The 17,654-nt window shown below is 71.7% G+C and carries 9 protein-coding genes; 6 read left to right on the top strand and 3 right to left on the bottom strand.

Going from position 1 to position 17,654, the window contains the following annotated elements; genetic code table 11:
- Positions 1 to 364: ROK family protein (locus E7Z54_RS04595; RefSeq protein ID WP_136431835.1), on the top strand; the 364-nt coding region annotated here is incomplete at its 5' end.
- A gap of 69 nt (positions 365 to 433) precedes the next feature.
- Positions 434 to 1,429: an aldo/keto reductase gene (locus E7Z54_RS04600; RefSeq protein WP_136431837.1), complete on the top strand. Its 996-nt coding sequence runs from the start codon at positions 434 to 436 to the stop codon at positions 1,427 to 1,429.
- Positions 1,430 to 1,445: 16 nt separating this feature from the next.
- Here E7Z54_RS04600 and E7Z54_RS04605 read toward each other — a convergent pair whose 3' ends face one another.
- Positions 1,446 to 1,970, bottom strand: a complete 525-nt coding sequence (locus E7Z54_RS04605) for a 2'-5' RNA ligase family protein (protein WP_136431838.1) — start codon at positions 1,968 to 1,970, stop codon at positions 1,446 to 1,448.
- Between the two features lie 145 nt (positions 1,971 to 2,115).
- On the bottom strand, positions 2,116 to 6,753 hold the full coding sequence (locus tag E7Z54_RS04610; RefSeq protein WP_136431839.1) for a family 43 glycosylhydrolase: 4,638 nt from the start codon (positions 6,751 to 6,753) through the stop codon (positions 2,116 to 2,118).
- 146 nt (positions 6,754 to 6,899) lie between these two features.
- On the opposite strand from E7Z54_RS04610, the gene E7Z54_RS04615 reads away from it, so the two are divergent.
- From E7Z54_RS04615 to E7Z54_RS04630, 4 genes are all read left to right on the top strand, one after another.
- Entirely contained in the window at positions 6,900 to 11,534 is a 4,635-nt protein-coding gene (locus tag E7Z54_RS04615) for an alpha-L-arabinofuranosidase C-terminal domain-containing protein (protein ID WP_136431841.1), read from the top strand.
- Between the two features lie 29 nt (positions 11,535 to 11,563).
- On the top strand, positions 11,564 to 15,244 hold the full coding sequence (locus E7Z54_RS04620) for an immunoglobulin-like domain-containing protein (protein ID WP_136431843.1): 3,681 nt from the start codon (positions 11,564 to 11,566) through the stop codon (positions 15,242 to 15,244).
- A 109-nt stretch (positions 15,245 to 15,353) separates the two neighbouring features.
- On the top strand, positions 15,354 to 16,385 hold the full coding sequence (locus tag E7Z54_RS04625; RefSeq protein ID WP_136431845.1) for a LacI family DNA-binding transcriptional regulator: 1,032 nt from the start codon (positions 15,354 to 15,356) through the stop codon (positions 16,383 to 16,385).
- A 17-nt stretch (positions 16,386 to 16,402) separates the two neighbouring features.
- Positions 16,403 to 17,416: an aldose epimerase family protein gene (locus tag E7Z54_RS04630; protein WP_168798166.1), complete on the top strand. Its 1,014-nt coding sequence runs from the start codon at positions 16,403 to 16,405 to the stop codon at positions 17,414 to 17,416.
- A gap of 5 nt (positions 17,417 to 17,421) precedes the next feature.
- On the opposite strand, the gene E7Z54_RS04635 is transcribed toward E7Z54_RS04630, so the two are convergent.
- Positions 17,422 to 17,654: helix-turn-helix domain-containing protein (locus E7Z54_RS04635; RefSeq protein ID WP_136431848.1), on the bottom strand; the 233-nt coding region annotated here is incomplete at its 5' end.

Raw genomic sequence — 17,654 nt, forward strand, 5'->3', positions numbered from 1 at the left:
CGACGAGGGCCGCGACGTCGACCACGTGCGCGCCCTGGTCGCCCACGCCCTCGCCGGTGACGCCGAGGCCAAGCAGCTGCTGCGCGAGAGCGGGCGCCAGGTCGGCGAGCTCCTCGCGGTCGCGATCAACCTGCTCAACCCGCAGGCGGTCGTGCTCGGCGGGGACATGGCGGCCGTGTACGACGTGTACGCCGCCGGGGTGCGCGAAGCGGTCTACGCCCGCTCGTCCGCGCTCGCCACCCGCGAGCTGCAGTTCCTGCCGTCGACGTTCGGCGATCGTGCCGGCCTCGTCGGCTGCGCGACCCTCGCGCTCGACCACGTGCTCAGCCCGAGCGCCATCGACGCCCGCCTGACGCAGACCTGACGCGGGCCTGACGCCGGCCTGACGCAGGCCTGACGCAGGCCTCAACCACCCACCCCACGGAGGAACCCAATGGAGCAACGCACCCTCGGACGGACCCGGCGCGAGGTCTCGGCCGTCGGCCTCGGCACCTGGCAGCTGGGCGCGGACTGGGGCGAGGTGACCGAGGCGGACGCCCGGTCCGTGCTGGAGGAGTCGGCGGCTGCCGGGGTCACCTTCTTCGACACCGCCGACGTCTACGGCGACGGTCGCAGCGAGGAGATCGTCGGGCGCTTCCTCGCCGCCCACCCCGACGAGGGAATCACGGTCGCGACGAAGATGGGCCGGCGCGCGGAGCAGGTCCCCGAGAGCTACACGCCCGAGAACTACCGCAGCTGGCTCGACCGCTCCCGTCGCACCCTGGGCGTGGACCGGATCGACCTGGTGCAGCTGCACTGCCCGCCGTCGGCCGTGATCGACGACGACGCGACCTACGACGCCCTCGACGAGCTGGTCGCGGACGGCGTGATCGCGGCCTACGGCGTCAGCGTGGAGACCTGCGCGCAGGCGCTCTCGGCCATCGCCCGGCCCGGGGTCGCGTCGGTGCAGATCATCCTGAACGCGTTCCGGCTCAAGCCGCTCGACGAGGTGCTGCCCGCCGCGGCCGCGGCCGGCGTCGGCATCGTCGCCCGGGTGCCCCTGGCCTCCGGTCTCCTCTCCGGTCGGTACGACGACACCACCGTGTTCTCCGCCGACGACCACCGCAACTACAACCGGGATGGCAGCGCCTTCGACGTGGGGGAGACCTTCTCCGGGGTGGACTACCGGGTCGGGGTCACCGCCGCCCAGGAGTTCTCGGCGCTGGTCCGCCGCACCCTCGGTGAGGACGTCACCCCTGCCCAGGCCGCGATCGCCTGGTGCTGGCAGCAGCCCGGCGTGAGCACGGTGATCCCCGGCGCGCGAGGGGTCGAGCAGGCTCGCGCGAACGCTGCCGCCGGCTCCGTGGGTCCGCTCCCCGCCGAGTTCGTCGACGGCGTGCGCGCGATCTACGACGCCCGGTTCCGGGAGGCGATCCACCCGCGCTGGTAGTCGCAGCGCCTGGCGCTCACGGGATGTGGGGCAGCCGCCAGGTCTCGCCGGTGGCACTGTCCACGAGTGCGGCCCGGTCGACGCGTGCTGTCAGCGGCAGGACGTCGGCGATCGCCTTCACGACCGTGGCCAGCTTGGTGCCCGGGGCCCGCGTGGCCACCGAGACGTGCGGCACCCAGTGGCCGGCCTGGTAGCTGCGGTGCAGCTCCGCGCCGGTCGCCTCGAGGGCCGTGACGATGCGCCACTGGCGCAGTGCCACATCGGCGGGAATCGCCGGCGCGAGTGCAGCCCGGCCGCGCGGGAACACGAGCGTGCCATGGAAGGACAGCATGAAGGGCTCTGCAGCCGGAAGTGCGGCGAGCGCCTCCTGCGTCCGCTCCACGTCCCATTCACGGAGCACGGCATAGGACAGGTGCGGGTAGTGCCGGCCATGCGTGTGGGTCGCCAGGGTGGGGACTCCCGCGTCCTCCAGTCGCGACCACAGGTCCCGCATCAGGAGCTCGGACCGGGGGTCGAAGAGCAAGCAGACAGCGAGCGCCATGCACCCAGCATCGTCCGTCCGGTGCGGTCGATTCCAGCGGCAGGCGACGGTGACGGTTGGCCACAGCCCGGACGGACCGGTGAATGCGACGATCGGCGTGGATCGCACCGACCTGCTGGGTGCGATCCACGCCGACGTCTCGTCCCTACCGCCGAACCCGGACCCGAAGGGACGCGGAGTCGCTGCCTGCGCTCGAGGATCCGCCGTAGCCCGCCGTGACGGTGCGGACGCCCTTGCGCAGCCGCAGCACCACGCGCGCGGTGCCCGAGCGCACCGGCCTCGTGGCGACCCGACGTCCGTCGACCTTGACCACGACCGTCCCGGAGGCGGGGACCGTGGAGGGCGAGGTGGCCACGGAGATCCGGAGGGTCACCCGCTGGCCGGCCCGAGGGGTCGTGTCCGAGAGTCGGAGCCGGACCTTGGCGCCTGCCCGCGCGACGGGCGCCGTCGCCGCGGAGGTGGCCGCCCCGTCCGGACCGTCGGTCGGTGTCGCGGTCACCCGGACCGTCAGGCGGTGGCCCACGTCGGCGGCGCGCGGCGAGTAGCTCGAGAACCTTCCGCCGGTGATCGGGGCACCGTCCCGCAGCCACTGGTAGCTGAAGGTGAGGTCCTCGGTGTCCCAGGTGCCCGGGCCGGCGGTGAGCCGCCGGCCCACCTGCGGCGTGCCGCTGATCGTCGGCCGTGACGTGTTGGCCGGTGCCTGCGGCTCGGGCGACTCGAGCGGGTCGACGCTGGTCAGGGTCGGCGCCACCGGCTGCATGAGCCCGTCCTCACCGAAGGTGAGCCGGTCGATGGTGGTCTCCCGGTGGGTGCCGTCGCCGCCGGGCATCGCGAACCGGTGGTAGGCGATGTACCAGTCATCGGTGCCGGGCACCTGCACGATCGAGCTGTGGCCCGGGCCGAGGATGCCCTGCGAGACGTCCTTCTCCAGGATCACGCCGCGGTAGGTCCAGGGTCCCTGGATGCTGTCCGAGGTGGCGTAGCCGACCCGGTAGTTCGGCGATCCGGTGTCGTCGATCGCGTAGGTGAGGTGGTAGGTCCCGTTGCGATAGTTGACGAAGGCGCCCTCGCGGAAGCTGGTGAGGCCGCTGATCCGGCTCAGGGTCTCCGGCTTGATCGAGAGCATGTCGTCGTTCAGCTCGGCGTAGACCGGCGAGCCGTTGCCCCAGAACAGGTAGTGCTTGCCTGTCTCGGGGTCCTTGAACGCGCCCGGGTCGATCGCCTGGCCGGACGTGACCGTCTCGTTGTTGAGGATCATCGCCGTCGGCTGCGCGGTGAACGGGCCCTCGGGGCTGTCGGCCACCGCCACGCCGATCGTCTTGCGGTTGTACGTCGGGTTGTGGCCGGAGAAGTAGAAGTAGTACTTCCCGTCGCGCTCGATGATGGTGGGCGCCCACGCGTTCCCGGTCGCCCACGGCACGTTGCCGTTGGCGCCGTCGAGGGTGAGGATCGGCTGCTCCGAGCGCTCCCAGTCCACCAGGTCGGTGGACTTCCAGACGTAGAACTCCTTGCCGCCCCATCCGGCGAAGCCGTCGGTGGTCGCGTAGATGTAGTAGGTCCCGTCGAACTCCGCGATGTTCGGGTCGGCGTAGAACCCCGGCAGCACCGGGGACCTCATCTCGACCGCCCGCACCGTCCAGTCCCGGGTGACGCCACTCGGAGCGGTGACGGTCACCGTACGAGGCGTCGAGTAGTCCGCGGGACCGTCGACGTCCAGGCTCGAGCCGCCCTTGACGTCGTAGGAGGGGTCGAGGTCGGTGAGGTCCGTGCCCGGAATCATCGGCAGGGTCACCGTCGAGGACTCGGCGTGGATCACGGCCGGCACCTTGAGGCTGTCGAGCTCGACGCCGAGGATCGCGGTCGGATCGGCGGCGAGGTCGCGAACCTCGGTGACCGAGAGCGCCCGGTTGTAGAGCCGGAAGTCGCGCACGCCCCCCTTGAGGTACCGGTCGTTGGTGTAGACAGAGCGGCCGATGTAGTTGGCGGTCGTGCGTCCGTCGCCGATGTCGCCGGGCTTGATCGTCACCCCGGTCTTCTCGCCGACCTTCACGCCGTCCAGGTAGAGGGTCGCGGTGCCGTCCTGCAGCGTGTAGGTCAGCGTCTTCCACACGCCCCGGGCCAGTGGCGTACCGCTGCTCGCGGTCTGCTCGGTCGTCCAGTTGCCGGACGCGATGGATGTGCGGTAGCTGCCGTTGCCAGTCGTGAACAGATAGCCGTTCCCGGTGCCGCCACCGTCGGTGTTGCCCAGGCCCCAGATGAAGTACGGCGTCGGCTGGGTCGGGTCGACCTTGACCTCCGTCGACACGGTGATGGCGTCGAGCCCGGCCATCATGTTGTCCGGGAGCCGGATGTGGCCGTTGGTTCCGCCGAGGGTCAGGCCGCCGTCGGCCCAGGTGGCGTCGCCGGAGACGGTGCCGTCGTACCCGTGGCCGGTGAGGTCCGCCGCGACGGTGCCGGAGACCTCGTCCAGCGGATAGTGGGCGACCAGGCCCTGCTCGTCGGCGACGACCGGCGTCGGCGGCTCGGGGATCACGATGCCCTCGCGCAGGCTGTCCAGCTCGGCCTGGGTCACCGGGATGACCGTGCCGTGCCGCGGGCTCGCCGGGAGGTCGTAGTCGGGCGCCACCTTCCAGTCCGGCTGGTCCAGGTCGTCGGTGCCGAGCGGGATGTAGCCGCGGCCGCCGTACTCGTCGACGAACAGGTAGTAGTTGCTGCCGGAGGTGTCACCCTGGTTGGCCTTGAAGACCGTGGGTCCCTCGACCGCGGACGTCCCGGCGTCCCGGCCGATGCAGGAGTCCTGCATGGTCCACGACGGGTTGCCCGGGAGGTCGACGGCGGTCAGCTGGTCGGCCGTCTCCTGGATGATGTCGGAGCAGCCGGTGCCACCGGCGCCCTCGTCCTTGGTGAAGCGGTAGTAGTGGCCGTTCTCCCGGATCACCGTCGAGTCGATACGCGACTCGCCGCGGTCCTGCCAGACCTTGGCCTCGCTGAACGTCACGAAGTCGCGGGTGGTGGCGTAGAGCATCCGGTTGTAGGTGTTGCCGGTGTGGTTCGGGTCGTCCTCGGCGTAGAGCTTGGAGGCCCAGAACACGACGTACTGCTGGAGGTCCTCGTCCCAGTAGGCCTCGGGAGCCCAGGTGTTGCCCGCGGTGGGCGGGGACACCAGGACGTGCCGCTGCTCGGACCACGTCTTGAGGTCGGTGGACTCCCACACCTCGAGGTACCGGCTACCGGTGCGCTGCGCGCGGTCCCAGTTGCCGTTGCGCCCGATGGACAGGTCGGTGGCGATGAGGAAGAACCGGTCGCCCTCGGGGGAGCGGATCAGGAACGGGTCGCGCAGGCCCATCTCGCCCATGGTGGACTCGAGCATCGGCTGGCCGTTGTTGAGCTCGTCCCAGGTGAGGGCGTCGTTGCCACGGCTCGCTGCGAAGTAGATCTTCTCGCCGGCGATCGAGTTGCCGGTGAAGTAGCTGAACGCATAGCCCGCGTACGGCGCGGGCGCGGGCTGCTCGCGCACGGTGAGCGGGAAGGCGCGCGTGGCCGAGGCGGTGCCCACGGTGACCGTCGCGGTCAGCGTGACGCCGACGTCGCCGCTGCCGTGGGTGGGCCGGTGCACGATGCCGTCGGGTGCGACGACGGCCTCGTCCGCGGAGGACCACGTCACGTTCGCGCCGTGGAGGCCCGAGCTCGGGAGGGTGAGGTGTCCGCGGACGTCGTCGGGGTGGACGAGCTTCAGTGCGGCGGCGGCGGCGTCGGCCTTGGCCTGGTCATCCTCCTCGGGCAGGACGGTGGCGGTGAAGGCCTTGGTCTCGGTGCCGGAGCCGCGGGTCAGCGTGGCCGTGAGGGTGACGTCCACCGGCTCCTCGAGGGCGCCGGGGCGAGTGACCTGGCCGGTGTTGCTGATGACCGCGGGGTCGCTGCTCGCCCAGGCGATGCTCGAGCCGTACTCGCCGGTGGTCGGCAGGGTGAGGTCCGCGGTGACGCCGGAGAGGTCGCCGAGGTCGAGGGTGGCGTGGTCCGCGGCGAGCCGGTTGGCGTCGTTGAGCGAGATGTCGGCGACCTCGGACGAGGTGAGCGCGCGGTTGTAGATGCGGAAGTTCCGCACCTTCCCCTTGAGGCTGTTGTCGGCGGCGTAGTTGGACTCGCCGAGCAGGTTGTTGACGGTGCTGCCGGTGCCGATGTCGCTGGGCTTCACCGTCACCGCGGTGTTCTGGCCGACCTGGACGCCGTCCTCGAAGAGGGTGCCGGTGGTGTCGGTCTGCGTGTAGGTGACCGACTTCCAGACACCGCGCGCGAGGTCGCCGCCGCTGCTGCGGGCGGTGACCTTCTCCCCGGACCAGTTGGTCGCCGTGATGCCGGCGCGGAAGGCGTTGCCGCTCGCGAAGAGGTAGCCCGTGCCGGCCCCGGAGTCCGCCGCGTTGCCGAGGCCCCACAGGAAGAACGGGGCGGCCTGGCTCGACGCGACGAAGACGTCGAGGTGGACCGTGATCGAGTCGAGGCCGGCGAGCACGTTGTTCGGCAGCTTCACGTGGTCGTCCACCCCGTCGAGGCTGAGCGACCCGCCGGCCCAGGTGCCGCCGCCGACCAGCGTGCCGTCACGGCCTTGGCCCGACGTGTCGACGACGGTGGTGCCCGACGCCTGGTCGAGGTCGTATCGCAGCACCAGCCCTTCGGTGACGTCGGCAGCGGCCGGCGGCACAGCGGGGAGCAGGAGCAGCAGGCCACTGACCAGGGCCAGGGCGAGCAGGGCGGGAAGTCGGCGGATCGCCGCGGTGTGCGTCATCTAAGCCTCCGGGTGTGAGCGCTAACAAAGGAGTGTGAGCGCGATCACCCCCAGCCGTCAACCCCGGGGCTCGGATCCGTCATTTTACGGTCGGACGCGCCGTACGGGCCTTGACGAGCGAGTCATGTGAGCGTTAACAATCCTCCGTGTCCCTCGTCACATCGCCTGACCCTCGCCCGCGCCGCATGCTGGGCGCCGGCGCCGCGCTCGCCCTCCTGACCGGCCTCCTCGCCACAGCGGCCGGGCTCGGCATCGCCGTCGCGCCCGCTGCCTCGGCCGCGGTGACCTGGTCCGACGCCTTCGACGGCGTCGACCTCGGCGCGCGCTGGGAGGTGGTCAATCCCGAGCCCTCGGCGCTCGAGGTGAGCAGCGGAGCACTCCGGATCGCGGGGCAGCCGGGCGACACCTTCCAGAACGTGAACTCCGCGAAGAACGTCGTCGTGGTCGACGTGCCCGCGGGCGACTTCACCGCCACCGCGAGCGTCAGCGTCCCGGTCTCGAAGGTCTACCAGGGCGCCGGGCTGATCGCCTGGCAGGACATGGACAACTACGTCCGCGCAGGCCTGACCTACGTCGGGTCGCTGTCGCCGTCGGGCGTCGCCGTCGAGACCGACCGCGAGGTCGGGGCGGCGTTCAGCGCCGTTGCCTTCGCCGACCGGCCGGGGTCGACCGGGGAGACGCTGAGGCTTCAGCGCACCGGCGACACGATCACCACCAGCTACCGGGATCCAGGCACGAACGACTGGGTCACCGCGGCGACGACCACAGTGCCCTTCGACACCACGCAGGTCGGCCTCTACGCCCTCGCCGCCCAGGACGGCACACCGACGGCTGCGGCCTTCGACTCCTTCGAGATCACCCATGCGCAGGGCGCGGACGTGGTGCCGTCGGGAAGCTTCACCCTCCAGGCCGACCGCGACGCGGCGTACCTGGTTGCCGATGGCGACCGGCTCGCCCTCACCGCCGACCAGCCCACCTCCAGCCTGCGACTGCAGGCCACCGAACTCGGGGGCGGCGCACTCGGCATCGCCACGCCGGCCGGCCCGGTCGTGCTCGAGGGCGCCGTCGTCGCCATCGGTGAGGTCGGTGCGCAGCCGGCGCCGCTGCGGATCACCGACGCGGGCGGCGGCAAGGTGGTGTTGCGCGTCGACGGCGCGGATGAGGGTGGCTATTTGGTCGCCGACGCCGAGGACCGCCTCAGCACCGGCGCGGAGGCCGATGCCGTCCGCTTCGTGCTGACCGAGGTCGACGACAGCACCGCGACCCTCGATATCGACGCCGACGGCGAGGGCGCCGAGCTCAACCCCGACATGTTCGGCATCTTCTTCGAGGACATCAACTACGCGGCCGACGGCGGCATCTATGCAGAGCTCGTGCGCAATCGGTCGTTCGAGTTCAACGGCACCGACCACAGCTCGTTCACCGCGATGACCGCCTGGAGCCTCGCGAACCGCAGCGGGGGCGCGAGCTCGGCCACCGTGGTCAACGACAGCGGGCGACTCAACGAGCTGAACCGCAACTACCTGAGGCTGGTCGCCGCCGCGCCCGGCGACGGCATCCGCAACACCGGCTTCGACGGAGTCGCGGTCGAGAACGGCGACGTCTACGACGCCTCCGTCTGGGTCCGCACGGCGACCGCCCAGTCCCTCACCGTCCGGCTCGAGGACTCGGCCGGGTCCACGGTGCTGGGCGCGGGCACGGTCGCGGTCCGGGGTGACGGCACCTGGCAGCGGGTCGAGGTACCGCTGACGGCAACGGCGACGAGCAACAACGCCCGGATCGCCGTGCTGGCCGGCGCGGGGTCGACGCTCGCGCTCGACATGGTCTCGGTGATGCCGCGCGACACCTGGGTCGGCCCGGTCAACGGGCCCAGCGTGCTTCGCAAGGACCTGGCCGAGCGGGTCGCCGCGATGAAGCCCGGCTTCGTGCGCTTCCCGGGAGGCTGCGTCACCAACGTCGGCACCTTCCGCTCCTACGAGGAGAGCGGGTTCACCGACCGGCAGCGCACCTACCAGTGGAAGGAGACGATCGGGCCGATCGAGGAGCGCCCGACGAACAAGAACTTCTGGGGCTACAACCAGACCTACGGCCTCGGGTACCTCGAGTACTTCGAGCTCGCCGAGGACCTGGGCGCCGAGCCGCTGCCGGTGCTGTCCGTCGGCGCCAACGGCTGCGGCAGCACGATCCCCGAGATGAAGGACCAGGCGCAGATCGACCGCTGGGTCCAGGACACCCTGGACCTGATCGAGTTCGCCAACGGCGGCACCGACACCGAGTGGGGCGCCGTCCGCGCCGAGCTCGGCCACCCGGAGCCGTTCGGGATGGAGATGATCGGCCTGGGCAACGAGGAGAACACCACCACCTTCGAGGCCAACTTCCCGCAGTTCAAGGAGGCCGTCGAGACCGCCTACCCGGACATCTCGATCATCTCGAACTCCGGCCCGGACGACGCCGGCACCCGGTTCGACACCCTCTGGTCCTTCAACCGGGCCCAGGGCGTCGACATGGTCGACGAGCACTACTACAACGACCCGGACTGGTTCCTCGACAACCACCGCCGGTACGACGACTACGACCGGGAGGGCCCGAAGGTCTTCCTCGGCGAGTACGCCAGCCGCGGCAACACCTTCCACAACGCGCTGGCCGAGGCGGCCTACATGACCGGTCTCCAGCGCAACGGCGACGTGGTGCGGCTGGCGTCCTACGCACCGCTGCTGGCGCACGAGGCCCATGTCCAGTGGGCGCCGGACGCGATCTGGTTCGACAACGACGAGTCCTGGGAGTCGGCGAACTGGCAGGTCCAGAAGATGTTCGGGAACAACGTGGGCGACCAGGTGGCGCCGAGCACCTTCGACGGAGCGGTGAACGCGCCGCAGGACGTTCGGGGCGGGGTCTTCCTCTCCACCTGGAACACCAGCGCCGCCTACGACAACGTCGTGGTGACCGACAACGAGACCGGCGAGACGCTCTTCAGCGACGACTTCGCCGACTCCTCGCAGTGGTCCCCGCAGCAGGGCGCCTGGAGCACCGACGGTGGCCGCTACGTGCAGTCCTCGACGACCACCACCGACGCCCGCTCGGTCATCGCCGGTGCCTACGACAAGGGCTGGACGAACTACACGCTGGAGCTCGACGCGACCAAGCTCGCCGGAGCGGAAGGCTTCCTGGTCGGCTTCGGGGCCACCGGCACCAACAGTTTCTACTGGTGGAACGTGGGGGGCTGGAACAACACCCGCTCGGTGCTGCAGCGGGCCGACGGCGGCAGCGCGGGCGAGGTGGTCGCGCTCGAAGGCGACAGCGTCGCCACCGGCACGACGTACCGACTGAGGATCGAGGTCGACGGGACGACGATCCGGCTCTACCAGGACGGCGTGCTCAAGCTGACCTACGACCAGGTGGACGCGAGCGACCAGCTGTTCCAGGTGGTCACCCGCGACGAGGCGACCGGTGACCTCGTGGCCAAGGTGGTCAACACCGCGACCGGTCCGGTCCGCACCCAGGTGCGCGTGTCCGACGCGGCGATCGAGCCGACCGGGACGGTCACCACGCTGACGGCACCGTCGCGAAGCACCACCAACACCAAGGCCAGCCCGACGGTCATCTGGCCGAAGGAGCGGGCGGTGAGCGGGCTCTCCAACGACTTCGAGTACGAGTTCCCCGGGTCCTCGGTGACGTTCCTACGGATGCACACCGCCGACGGCGTGACACCGACGATCGAGTCGCTGACCGTCGCAGGCCAGGGTGTCCGCGGCTGGTACCGCGACCCGGCGACGGTCCACGTGGAGGCCGCTGACGACCGGCGGGTCGACCACCTGGAGTGGTCCCTCGACGGCGGCGCGTGGCGGCAGGTCGAGGGGGGCTCGGCCGACATCGACGTGTCCGGCGACGGCACTCACGAGCTCTCCGTCCGGGCCGTCGACGCGGCCGGCAACGTCGGTGAGGCGCGGCCGCTCACGATCGGCGTCGACGCCGCGGCTCCGGTCACCAAGGCCGTGCTCGACGCCGACGCCCGGACCGTGACGCTCACCGCCGCCGACAGCGGCGCCGGCATCGGCGACGGGGGCACCGAGTACCGCCGGGACGGCGGTGTGTGGACGTCCTATGGCGACCCGATCGCCGTGGGGGAGGAGTCCGCGGTCGTGGAGTTCCGGTCGACCGACGTCTTCGGCAACGCGGAGGAGCCGGGTCGGCTCGAGGTCCCGGCCGAGGGCGACCTGTCACCCACTACGACGGCCGCGATCGCGGAGGCGGCGCGCGTCCCGCTCGGCCGCGACGTCGTGGTCCGGGTCAGCGTCAGCGGTTCGGGCGGAGTCCCCACCGGCCCGGTCACCCTCAGCGAGGGCAGCACCCTGCTCACCTCCGCCGACCTGGTCGGCGGCAGGGCGACCCTGCGCGTCCCGGCGGCCCGGCTCCGCTTGGGCTCCCACCGGCTCACGGTCGAGTACGCAGGCAGCGCGGTCCACGCCGGCTCCGCCGACGCCGTCCGGGTGAGCGTCGTACGGGCCTCGTCGCGGACCAGGCTGCGGTTCGCCCAGGTGGCGACGCGGACGCCGCGGGTGGATGTCCGCGTCACCGCCGACGTGCCGGTGACCGGAACGGTGCGGCTGACCGTCCGGCGCAGCGGCCGGACCGTGCTCATCCGCACGGTCACCCTCAGCGGCGGCCGCGGCACGGTGCGCCTGCCTCGCCTGGCTCGTGGGCGTCACGTGGTCCTCGCCCGCTACGCCGGCTCGGCGACCGTCGACCCGTCTTCGTCCCGCGCCTCCGTGCGGATCCCGTGAAGATCAGGAGAACCAAGGTGACTCGAACCATGTCCCGACCCCGGCGCGGGTGGCGAGCCGCAGCGGCGACCCTGGCCGTAGCGGTGGGCCTGTCCGCCGCCGTGTCCGCCCCGGTACCCGCCGACGCCGAGGGTGAGTCCCTCGACACCGGGATGATCGGCTGGTGGAAGCTCGACGAGACCGCCGGGACCGTGGCAGCGGACTCGTCGGGCAACGGACGCAACGGCACCGTCACCGGCACGCCGGGCTGGAGCTCGGGTGAGGGATTCACCTTCACCGGCGGGAGCAACAGCTCCGGCAGTTCCATCAGGCTCCCGGACAACCTCGTGGCCGGCGTCGACAACCTGACGGTCGACTTCGACGTATGGGTCGACCCGACGCTGTCCGGCAACTGGTTCATGTACAACCTGGGCAACAGCGCGGTCTGGCCGGACGGCACCGGCTACCTGTTCACCACCAACGACTCCAGCGGCCGGTTCCGGGCGACCATCGCGGAGGGCGGTTTCGACACCGAGCAGAGCACGTTCCGGAGCGGCAGGCTGTCGACCGGCGTCTGGAAGCACGTCACCTACACGATCACCGGTGGCGTGCCCGGCGCCCCCGGCAACGCCCGGCTCTACGAGGACGGCGCACTCGTCGCCTCGAACGACAACATCACCACCAAGCCGTCGCTGCTCGGCACCCCGGACGGGACGACCACGCTGAACGCCCTCGGCCGGTCGGCGTACTCCAACGACCTCTCGTTCAAGGGGAGGCTGCGGGACTTCCGCCTCTACGACCGGGCCCTCACCGCCGAGGAGTCGGCGACGCTGGCGGGTGACGTGGTCACGCCGGCGATCGACGCCGACACCGCGGCCCTGACCCTGGGCGACACCCGGGCGGTGGTCGCCGACCTGGCGCTGCCCACCACCGGGGCGTCCTCGACGACCTCCATCGCCTGGAGCAGCAGCGACCCCGCGCGGGTCAGCAACACCGGGGTGGTCAACCGCCCGGCCTACGGGGAGGAACCGGCCACGGTGACGCTGACCGCGACCCTCGCGCGCGGCACGCAGACCCGCACCCGCGCCTTCGAGGTCACGGTGCTGCCCGAGGAGGTGGACGACGCGGGCAAGGCGCAGGAGGCCGTCGCCGCCGTGGCGCTGGTCCATCCCGACGACGTGCGGGGCAACCTCGCCCTGCCGCGGTCCGGGCTGCACGGGAGCACGCTCGCGTGGACCTCCGGATCGCCCGACGTGGTCACCGCCACCGGCGAGGTCACCCGTCCCGTGCACGGCCAGCCGGCGGTCGACGTCACCTTGACCGTGACCGCGACGAAGGGGGAGGCGACCGCGTCCCGCGACATCGTGGTGCGCGTGCAGCCGGCACCCCCCGCGCCGGACTACGAGGGCTACGCGTTCGCCTACTTCGCCGGGGAGAGCACCGACGACGGAGAGAAGATCTACCTCGGCGCCAGCCAGGGCAACGACCCGCTGTCCTACGACGCGCTGAACGACGGCAAGCCGGTCCTCTCCTCCTCGTTCGGGGAGCGGGGGCTCCGCGACCCGTTCATCATCCGCTCCCACGAGGGCGACCGGTTCTACCTGCTCGCCACCGACCTCAAGGCCTACCCGGCCGTCGACTTCGGCGAGGCGCAGGAGACGGGCAGTACGTACATGGAGGTCTGGGAGTCCACGGACCTCGTGCACTGGTCCGACCAGCGCCACATCAAGGTGTCCTCGGACTTCGCGGGCAACACCTGGGCGCCCGAGGCCTTCTACGACGAGGCGGCCGGGGAGTACGTCGTGTACTGGGCCTCGGCGCTGTACCCGTCGACCGAGACGGCGGGCCGGGACATCGCGACCTCGTACCAGCGGATGATGTACGCGACCACCCGCGACTTCGTCACCTTCTCCGAGCCGCGGCCGTGGATCGACGTCAGGCGCGGCACCGGACGGGGCATGATCGACGCGACCGTCGTGCGGGACGGCGACACCTTCTACCGCGTGGTCAAGGACGAGGCGTCCATGACGCCGCGTCAGGAGCGGTCGACCGACCTGCGGGCCACCGTCACCGGCTCGCTTCCGACGACCACATCCACGCCCGGCTGGCAGCTGGTCAAGGAGCGGGTCGGCGTCGGACAGCCCAACCCCTGGGGAGGCACCTTCACCAACGGTGAAGGACCGACGATCTTCCGCGACAACGAGGACCCCGACCGCTGGTACCTCTTCATCGACCAGCCCAGCTACCACGGCGGCCGGGGCTACCTGGCCTTCACCACCAACGACATCGACTCGGGCAGCTGGACCTCGGTGCCGTCCGCCGACCTGCCCAGCAGTCCGCGCCACGGCACGGTCGTCCCGGTCACCCAGGCCGAGCTCGACACGCTGCGCGCCGGCCTCCAGCCCAACCTGCTCGTCGAGGACGTCCAGGACGTGGCGGTCTCCACCCGGGCCGGGACGGCGCCGGTGCTGCCGGCGCAGGTCCAGGCGACGTTCGGTGACGGGCGCTCCGGCCCGGTCGCGGTCGACTGGGACCAGGTCGACCCGGCGTCGTACGACCAGCCGGGGACGTTCAGCGTCACCGGCACGGTGAGCCGTGGCTCGTCGGACCGCCCGGTCGCCACGGTCACGGTGACCGATGCCGAGGACCCGGCGGTCAGCGTGACCTCCGAGGCCGATGGCGAGCAGGGCTGGTGGGTGACGACGCCGGCACACGCGAGTGCGACCGCGACCGACGAGACCGGGGTGGACCGGCTCGAGACCTCGCTGGATGGAGGACCCTGGGTCGCCACCGACGGTGACACCGCTGCCCTCACGATCGAGGGCGAGGGTGTGCACGAGGTCCGGGCGCGCGCTCATGACGTGACCGGCAACGTCTCGGCGGTGACGACCCACCAGGTCCGGGTCGACACCGAGGCCCCGGTCAGCCGGGCGACCAGGTCCGGGCGCACGGTGACGATCCGCTCGGCGGACGCGACCTCGGGCGTCGGACGCGTGGAGTACCGCCTCGGCGGCGGCGAGACGTGGACGTCGTACGACGGCCCCGTCGTGGTGGGCGAGGCGGCGGTCGACGTCGAGTACCGCGCGGTCGACCGGGCTGGCAACGCCGAGGACACGAACACGCTCATGGTGCCGGCACTGGGCGACGACCTGGCGCCGACGGCAGTGGTCGCGGTGGTCGACCGGACAGCGGTCCGGTACGGGACGCATGTGCCGATCGCGGTGCGGGTCACCGCATCGGACGGCGTGCCGGACGGCAGTGTGCGGGCGATCGCGGAAGGCAAGGTGCTGGCGTCGGCGAACCTCGCCGACGGCCGCGCCCGGATGGTGATCGACACCGAGCGACTGTCGCGCGCCGGGATCCACGACGTCGTGATCCGGTACGACGGCGACGAGACCCATCGGGCCGGCGAGGACGTCGTGAGGCTCACCGTTGCGCCTGCGCGATCCGCCACCGTGCTCCGGGTCGACCGGCCGGACCGCTCGGGTCGTGGCGCGGTCGCCCGGATCCGGGTGCTCACCGACCCGGCCGGGGTGCGTCTCGCCCGCGTCAACGTCGTGCTCCGGCGCAGCGGCGACGTCGTGCGTCGCGTCTCGCTGTCCGTCGCCGACGGACGCGCGACCTGGCGCCTGCCGCGGCTCGCCCGGGGCCACTGGACCGTACAGGCGACCGTGCCTCGGAGCGGGGTGCTCCTCGGGTCCACTTCGGTGCGTCGGGTGCCGGGACGGTGACGCCCGGTCCGCCTCGCGGCCGGGCAGTCGGTGCGGGGTACGTCACGATCATGTGAGCGTTCAACCACTTTGACCCGCGGCCGCTGTTCGCTCCTCTAGGGTGGCCGCCATGACGGAGAACGGGCAGCGGGAGGCGCGTCGGCGCTCACCGAGCATGGCCGACGTCGCAGCGCGCGCGGGCGTCTCGCACCAGACCGTCTCCCGCGTCCTCAACAACTCACCGCTGGTGCGGGAGGACACCCGGGAGCGGGTGCACGCCGCGATCGTGGAGCTGGGCTATCGGCGCAACGCGGCGGCCCGCCTGCTCGCCACCAACCGGTCCGGGCGGATCGGGATGGTCTCGGCACACCTGGCGCTGTACGGGCCCAGCATGATCGCGGCGTCCGTGCAGGAGGCCGGTCGCGAAGCCGGGTACGACGTGGCCGTCATCGGCGTCCTCGAGCTCTCCGAGCAGGGTCTCCGCGACGCGGTCGACCGGCTCCTCGACCAGGCGGTCGAGGCGATCGTGGTGGCTGTCGCCCACCGCGACGCGCTCAGCCTGGTCAGGAGCCTCTCGCTGCCGATCCCGGTCGTGCTGGTCCAGGGGGTCGGCCCCGGCGACACGATGGCGGCGGGCATCGACCAGGTCCTCGGCGCCCGCATGGCCACCGAGCACCTGCTCGACCTGGGTCATCGCAGTGTCGCCCTGGTCAGCGGGCCCGCTGACTGGACGGAGGCGGTCCAGCGGCGGGAGGGCTGGCAACAGGCCCACGAGGCCCGTGGCGTGCTGCCGGGGCCCGAGCTCGCCGGGGACTGGTCGCCCGAGAGCGGTTACAGCGCCGGCCTACGGATCGCCCGAAGCGCGGACGTCTCGGCCGTGTTCGTGGCCAACGACGCGATGGCGCTGGGCGTGCTGAAGGCCCTGCACGAGGTCGGCAGGTCGGTCCCCGCCGAGGTCAGCGTGGTCGGTTTCGACGACGTCCCCGAGGCCGCGTTCTACTGGCCGGCCCTCACCACGGTGGCCCAGAACTTCCCCGAGCTGGGCCGGCGCGCGGTGGACCTGACCGTCCGCGCGCTCGCCGGCGAGGACCGTCCGGCGGTCGACCTGGCTCAGCCGCACCTCGTCGTGAGGGAATCCTCGGGACCGCCTCGCCTCCCCTGAATGTTAGCGTTCACATCGTGAACGACACGACCCCTCCCGACGTGGTGATCGGCCAGGCACCCGGCCCCGAGCTGCACCTGCTCGACGTCGGCGCCACCGTTCAGCGGCTGATCGTCACCGGCGGTGACGGCCTCCGGCGTGACGTGGCCCTCGGGCTCCCTGACGCCGCCGCGGTGCGGGCCTCGACCGACTACATCGGGAGCATCGTCGGACGCTATGCGAACCGGGTCGCCCACGGCCGCCTCTCGGTCGACGGACGAGAGATGGTCCTCCCCGCCAACGATCGCGGACACCACCTGCACGGCGGCCCCGACGGCTTCCACACCCGGGCCTGGCGGGTCGTCGAGCACTCGGAGAGCTCGGTCCTGTTCGAGCTGGTGAGCCCGGACGGCGACGCCGGCTACGCCGGCGAGCTGACGGCTCGCGCGCGGTACTCGGTCACGGCGGACTCCGTCGAGCTCGACCTGACCGCGACCACGACGGCACCGACCGTGGTCAACCTGACCAGCCACGCCTACCTGAACCTGAACGGCGCGGGCACCATCGACGACCACGTGCTCACCGTCGCGGCGAGCCGCTACACGCCGGTCGACGAGACGTCGATCCCCACCGGTGACCACGCCTCCGTGGAGGGGACGCCGTTCGACCTGCGCCGGCCGACCCGGCTGGGCGAGCGGGTCCGCTCGGCCCACCCAGAAATGCGAGCGGCTCGGGGGATCGACCACAACCTGGTGGTCGACGGCAGCGGCTGGCGGTCGGTAGCCGTGCTCGACAGCCCCGCCACCCGCACCCGGATGGAGCTGTGGTCCGACCAGCCCGGACTCCAGGTCTACACGGGCAACTTCTTCGACGGCTCCTCGCTCGACCGCGACGGCCGGTCGCTGCGCCAGGGAGACGGGATCGCGTTGGAGCCCCAGCGCCACCCCGACACGCCCAACCATCCGTCCGGGCCGGACTGGCCCTCCGCCGTGCTGCGGCCGGGGGAGAGCTACCGCTCGCGGATCGCGTGGGTGTTCTCCGCGCTTCCCTGAGGCGGTCAACGGGCTGCGTCGAGCGCGCCCTCGGGCAGGCCGAAGGCCTGCTCGAGGCGGGCCAGCATCCGCGCGCTCGGAGCCACGCGGCCGGCTTCCCAGCTGCGGACGGCGGCGGTGCTGCACGAGCACCGTGCGGCCAGCTCCGGCTGGGTGATGCCAGCCCACTGTCGCAACGTGCGCAGCACCGCGGGGAGGTCTCCGGATCGCCACCGGCCGCGGTCCAGCAGGTGGGGCG

Source organism: Nocardioides sp. (genome assembly GCF_004803405.1).
GTDB classification, from domain to species: Bacteria; Actinomycetota; Actinomycetes; order Propionibacteriales; family Nocardioidaceae; genus Nocardioides; species Nocardioides vastitatis.

What these genes read in the sequence shown, in the direction of transcription:
- E7Z54_RS04600 (WP_136431837.1), top strand. Translation starts at nt 434, where the DNA reads ATGGAGCAACGCACCCTCGGACGGACCCGGCGCGAGGTCTCGGCCGTC.
- E7Z54_RS04605 (WP_136431838.1), bottom strand. Translation starts at nt 1,970, where the DNA reads ATGGCGCTCGCTGTCTGCTTGCTCTTCGACCCCCGGTCCGAGCTCCTG.
- E7Z54_RS04610 (WP_136431839.1), bottom strand. Translation starts at nt 6,753, where the DNA reads ATGACGCACACCGCGGCGATCCGCCGACTTCCCGCCCTGCTCGCCCTG.
- E7Z54_RS04620 (WP_136431843.1), top strand. Translation starts at nt 11,564, where the DNA reads ATGTCCCGACCCCGGCGCGGGTGGCGAGCCGCAGCGGCGACCCTGGCC.
- E7Z54_RS04625 (WP_136431845.1), top strand. Translation starts at nt 15,354, where the DNA reads ATGACGGAGAACGGGCAGCGGGAGGCGCGTCGGCGCTCACCGAGCATG.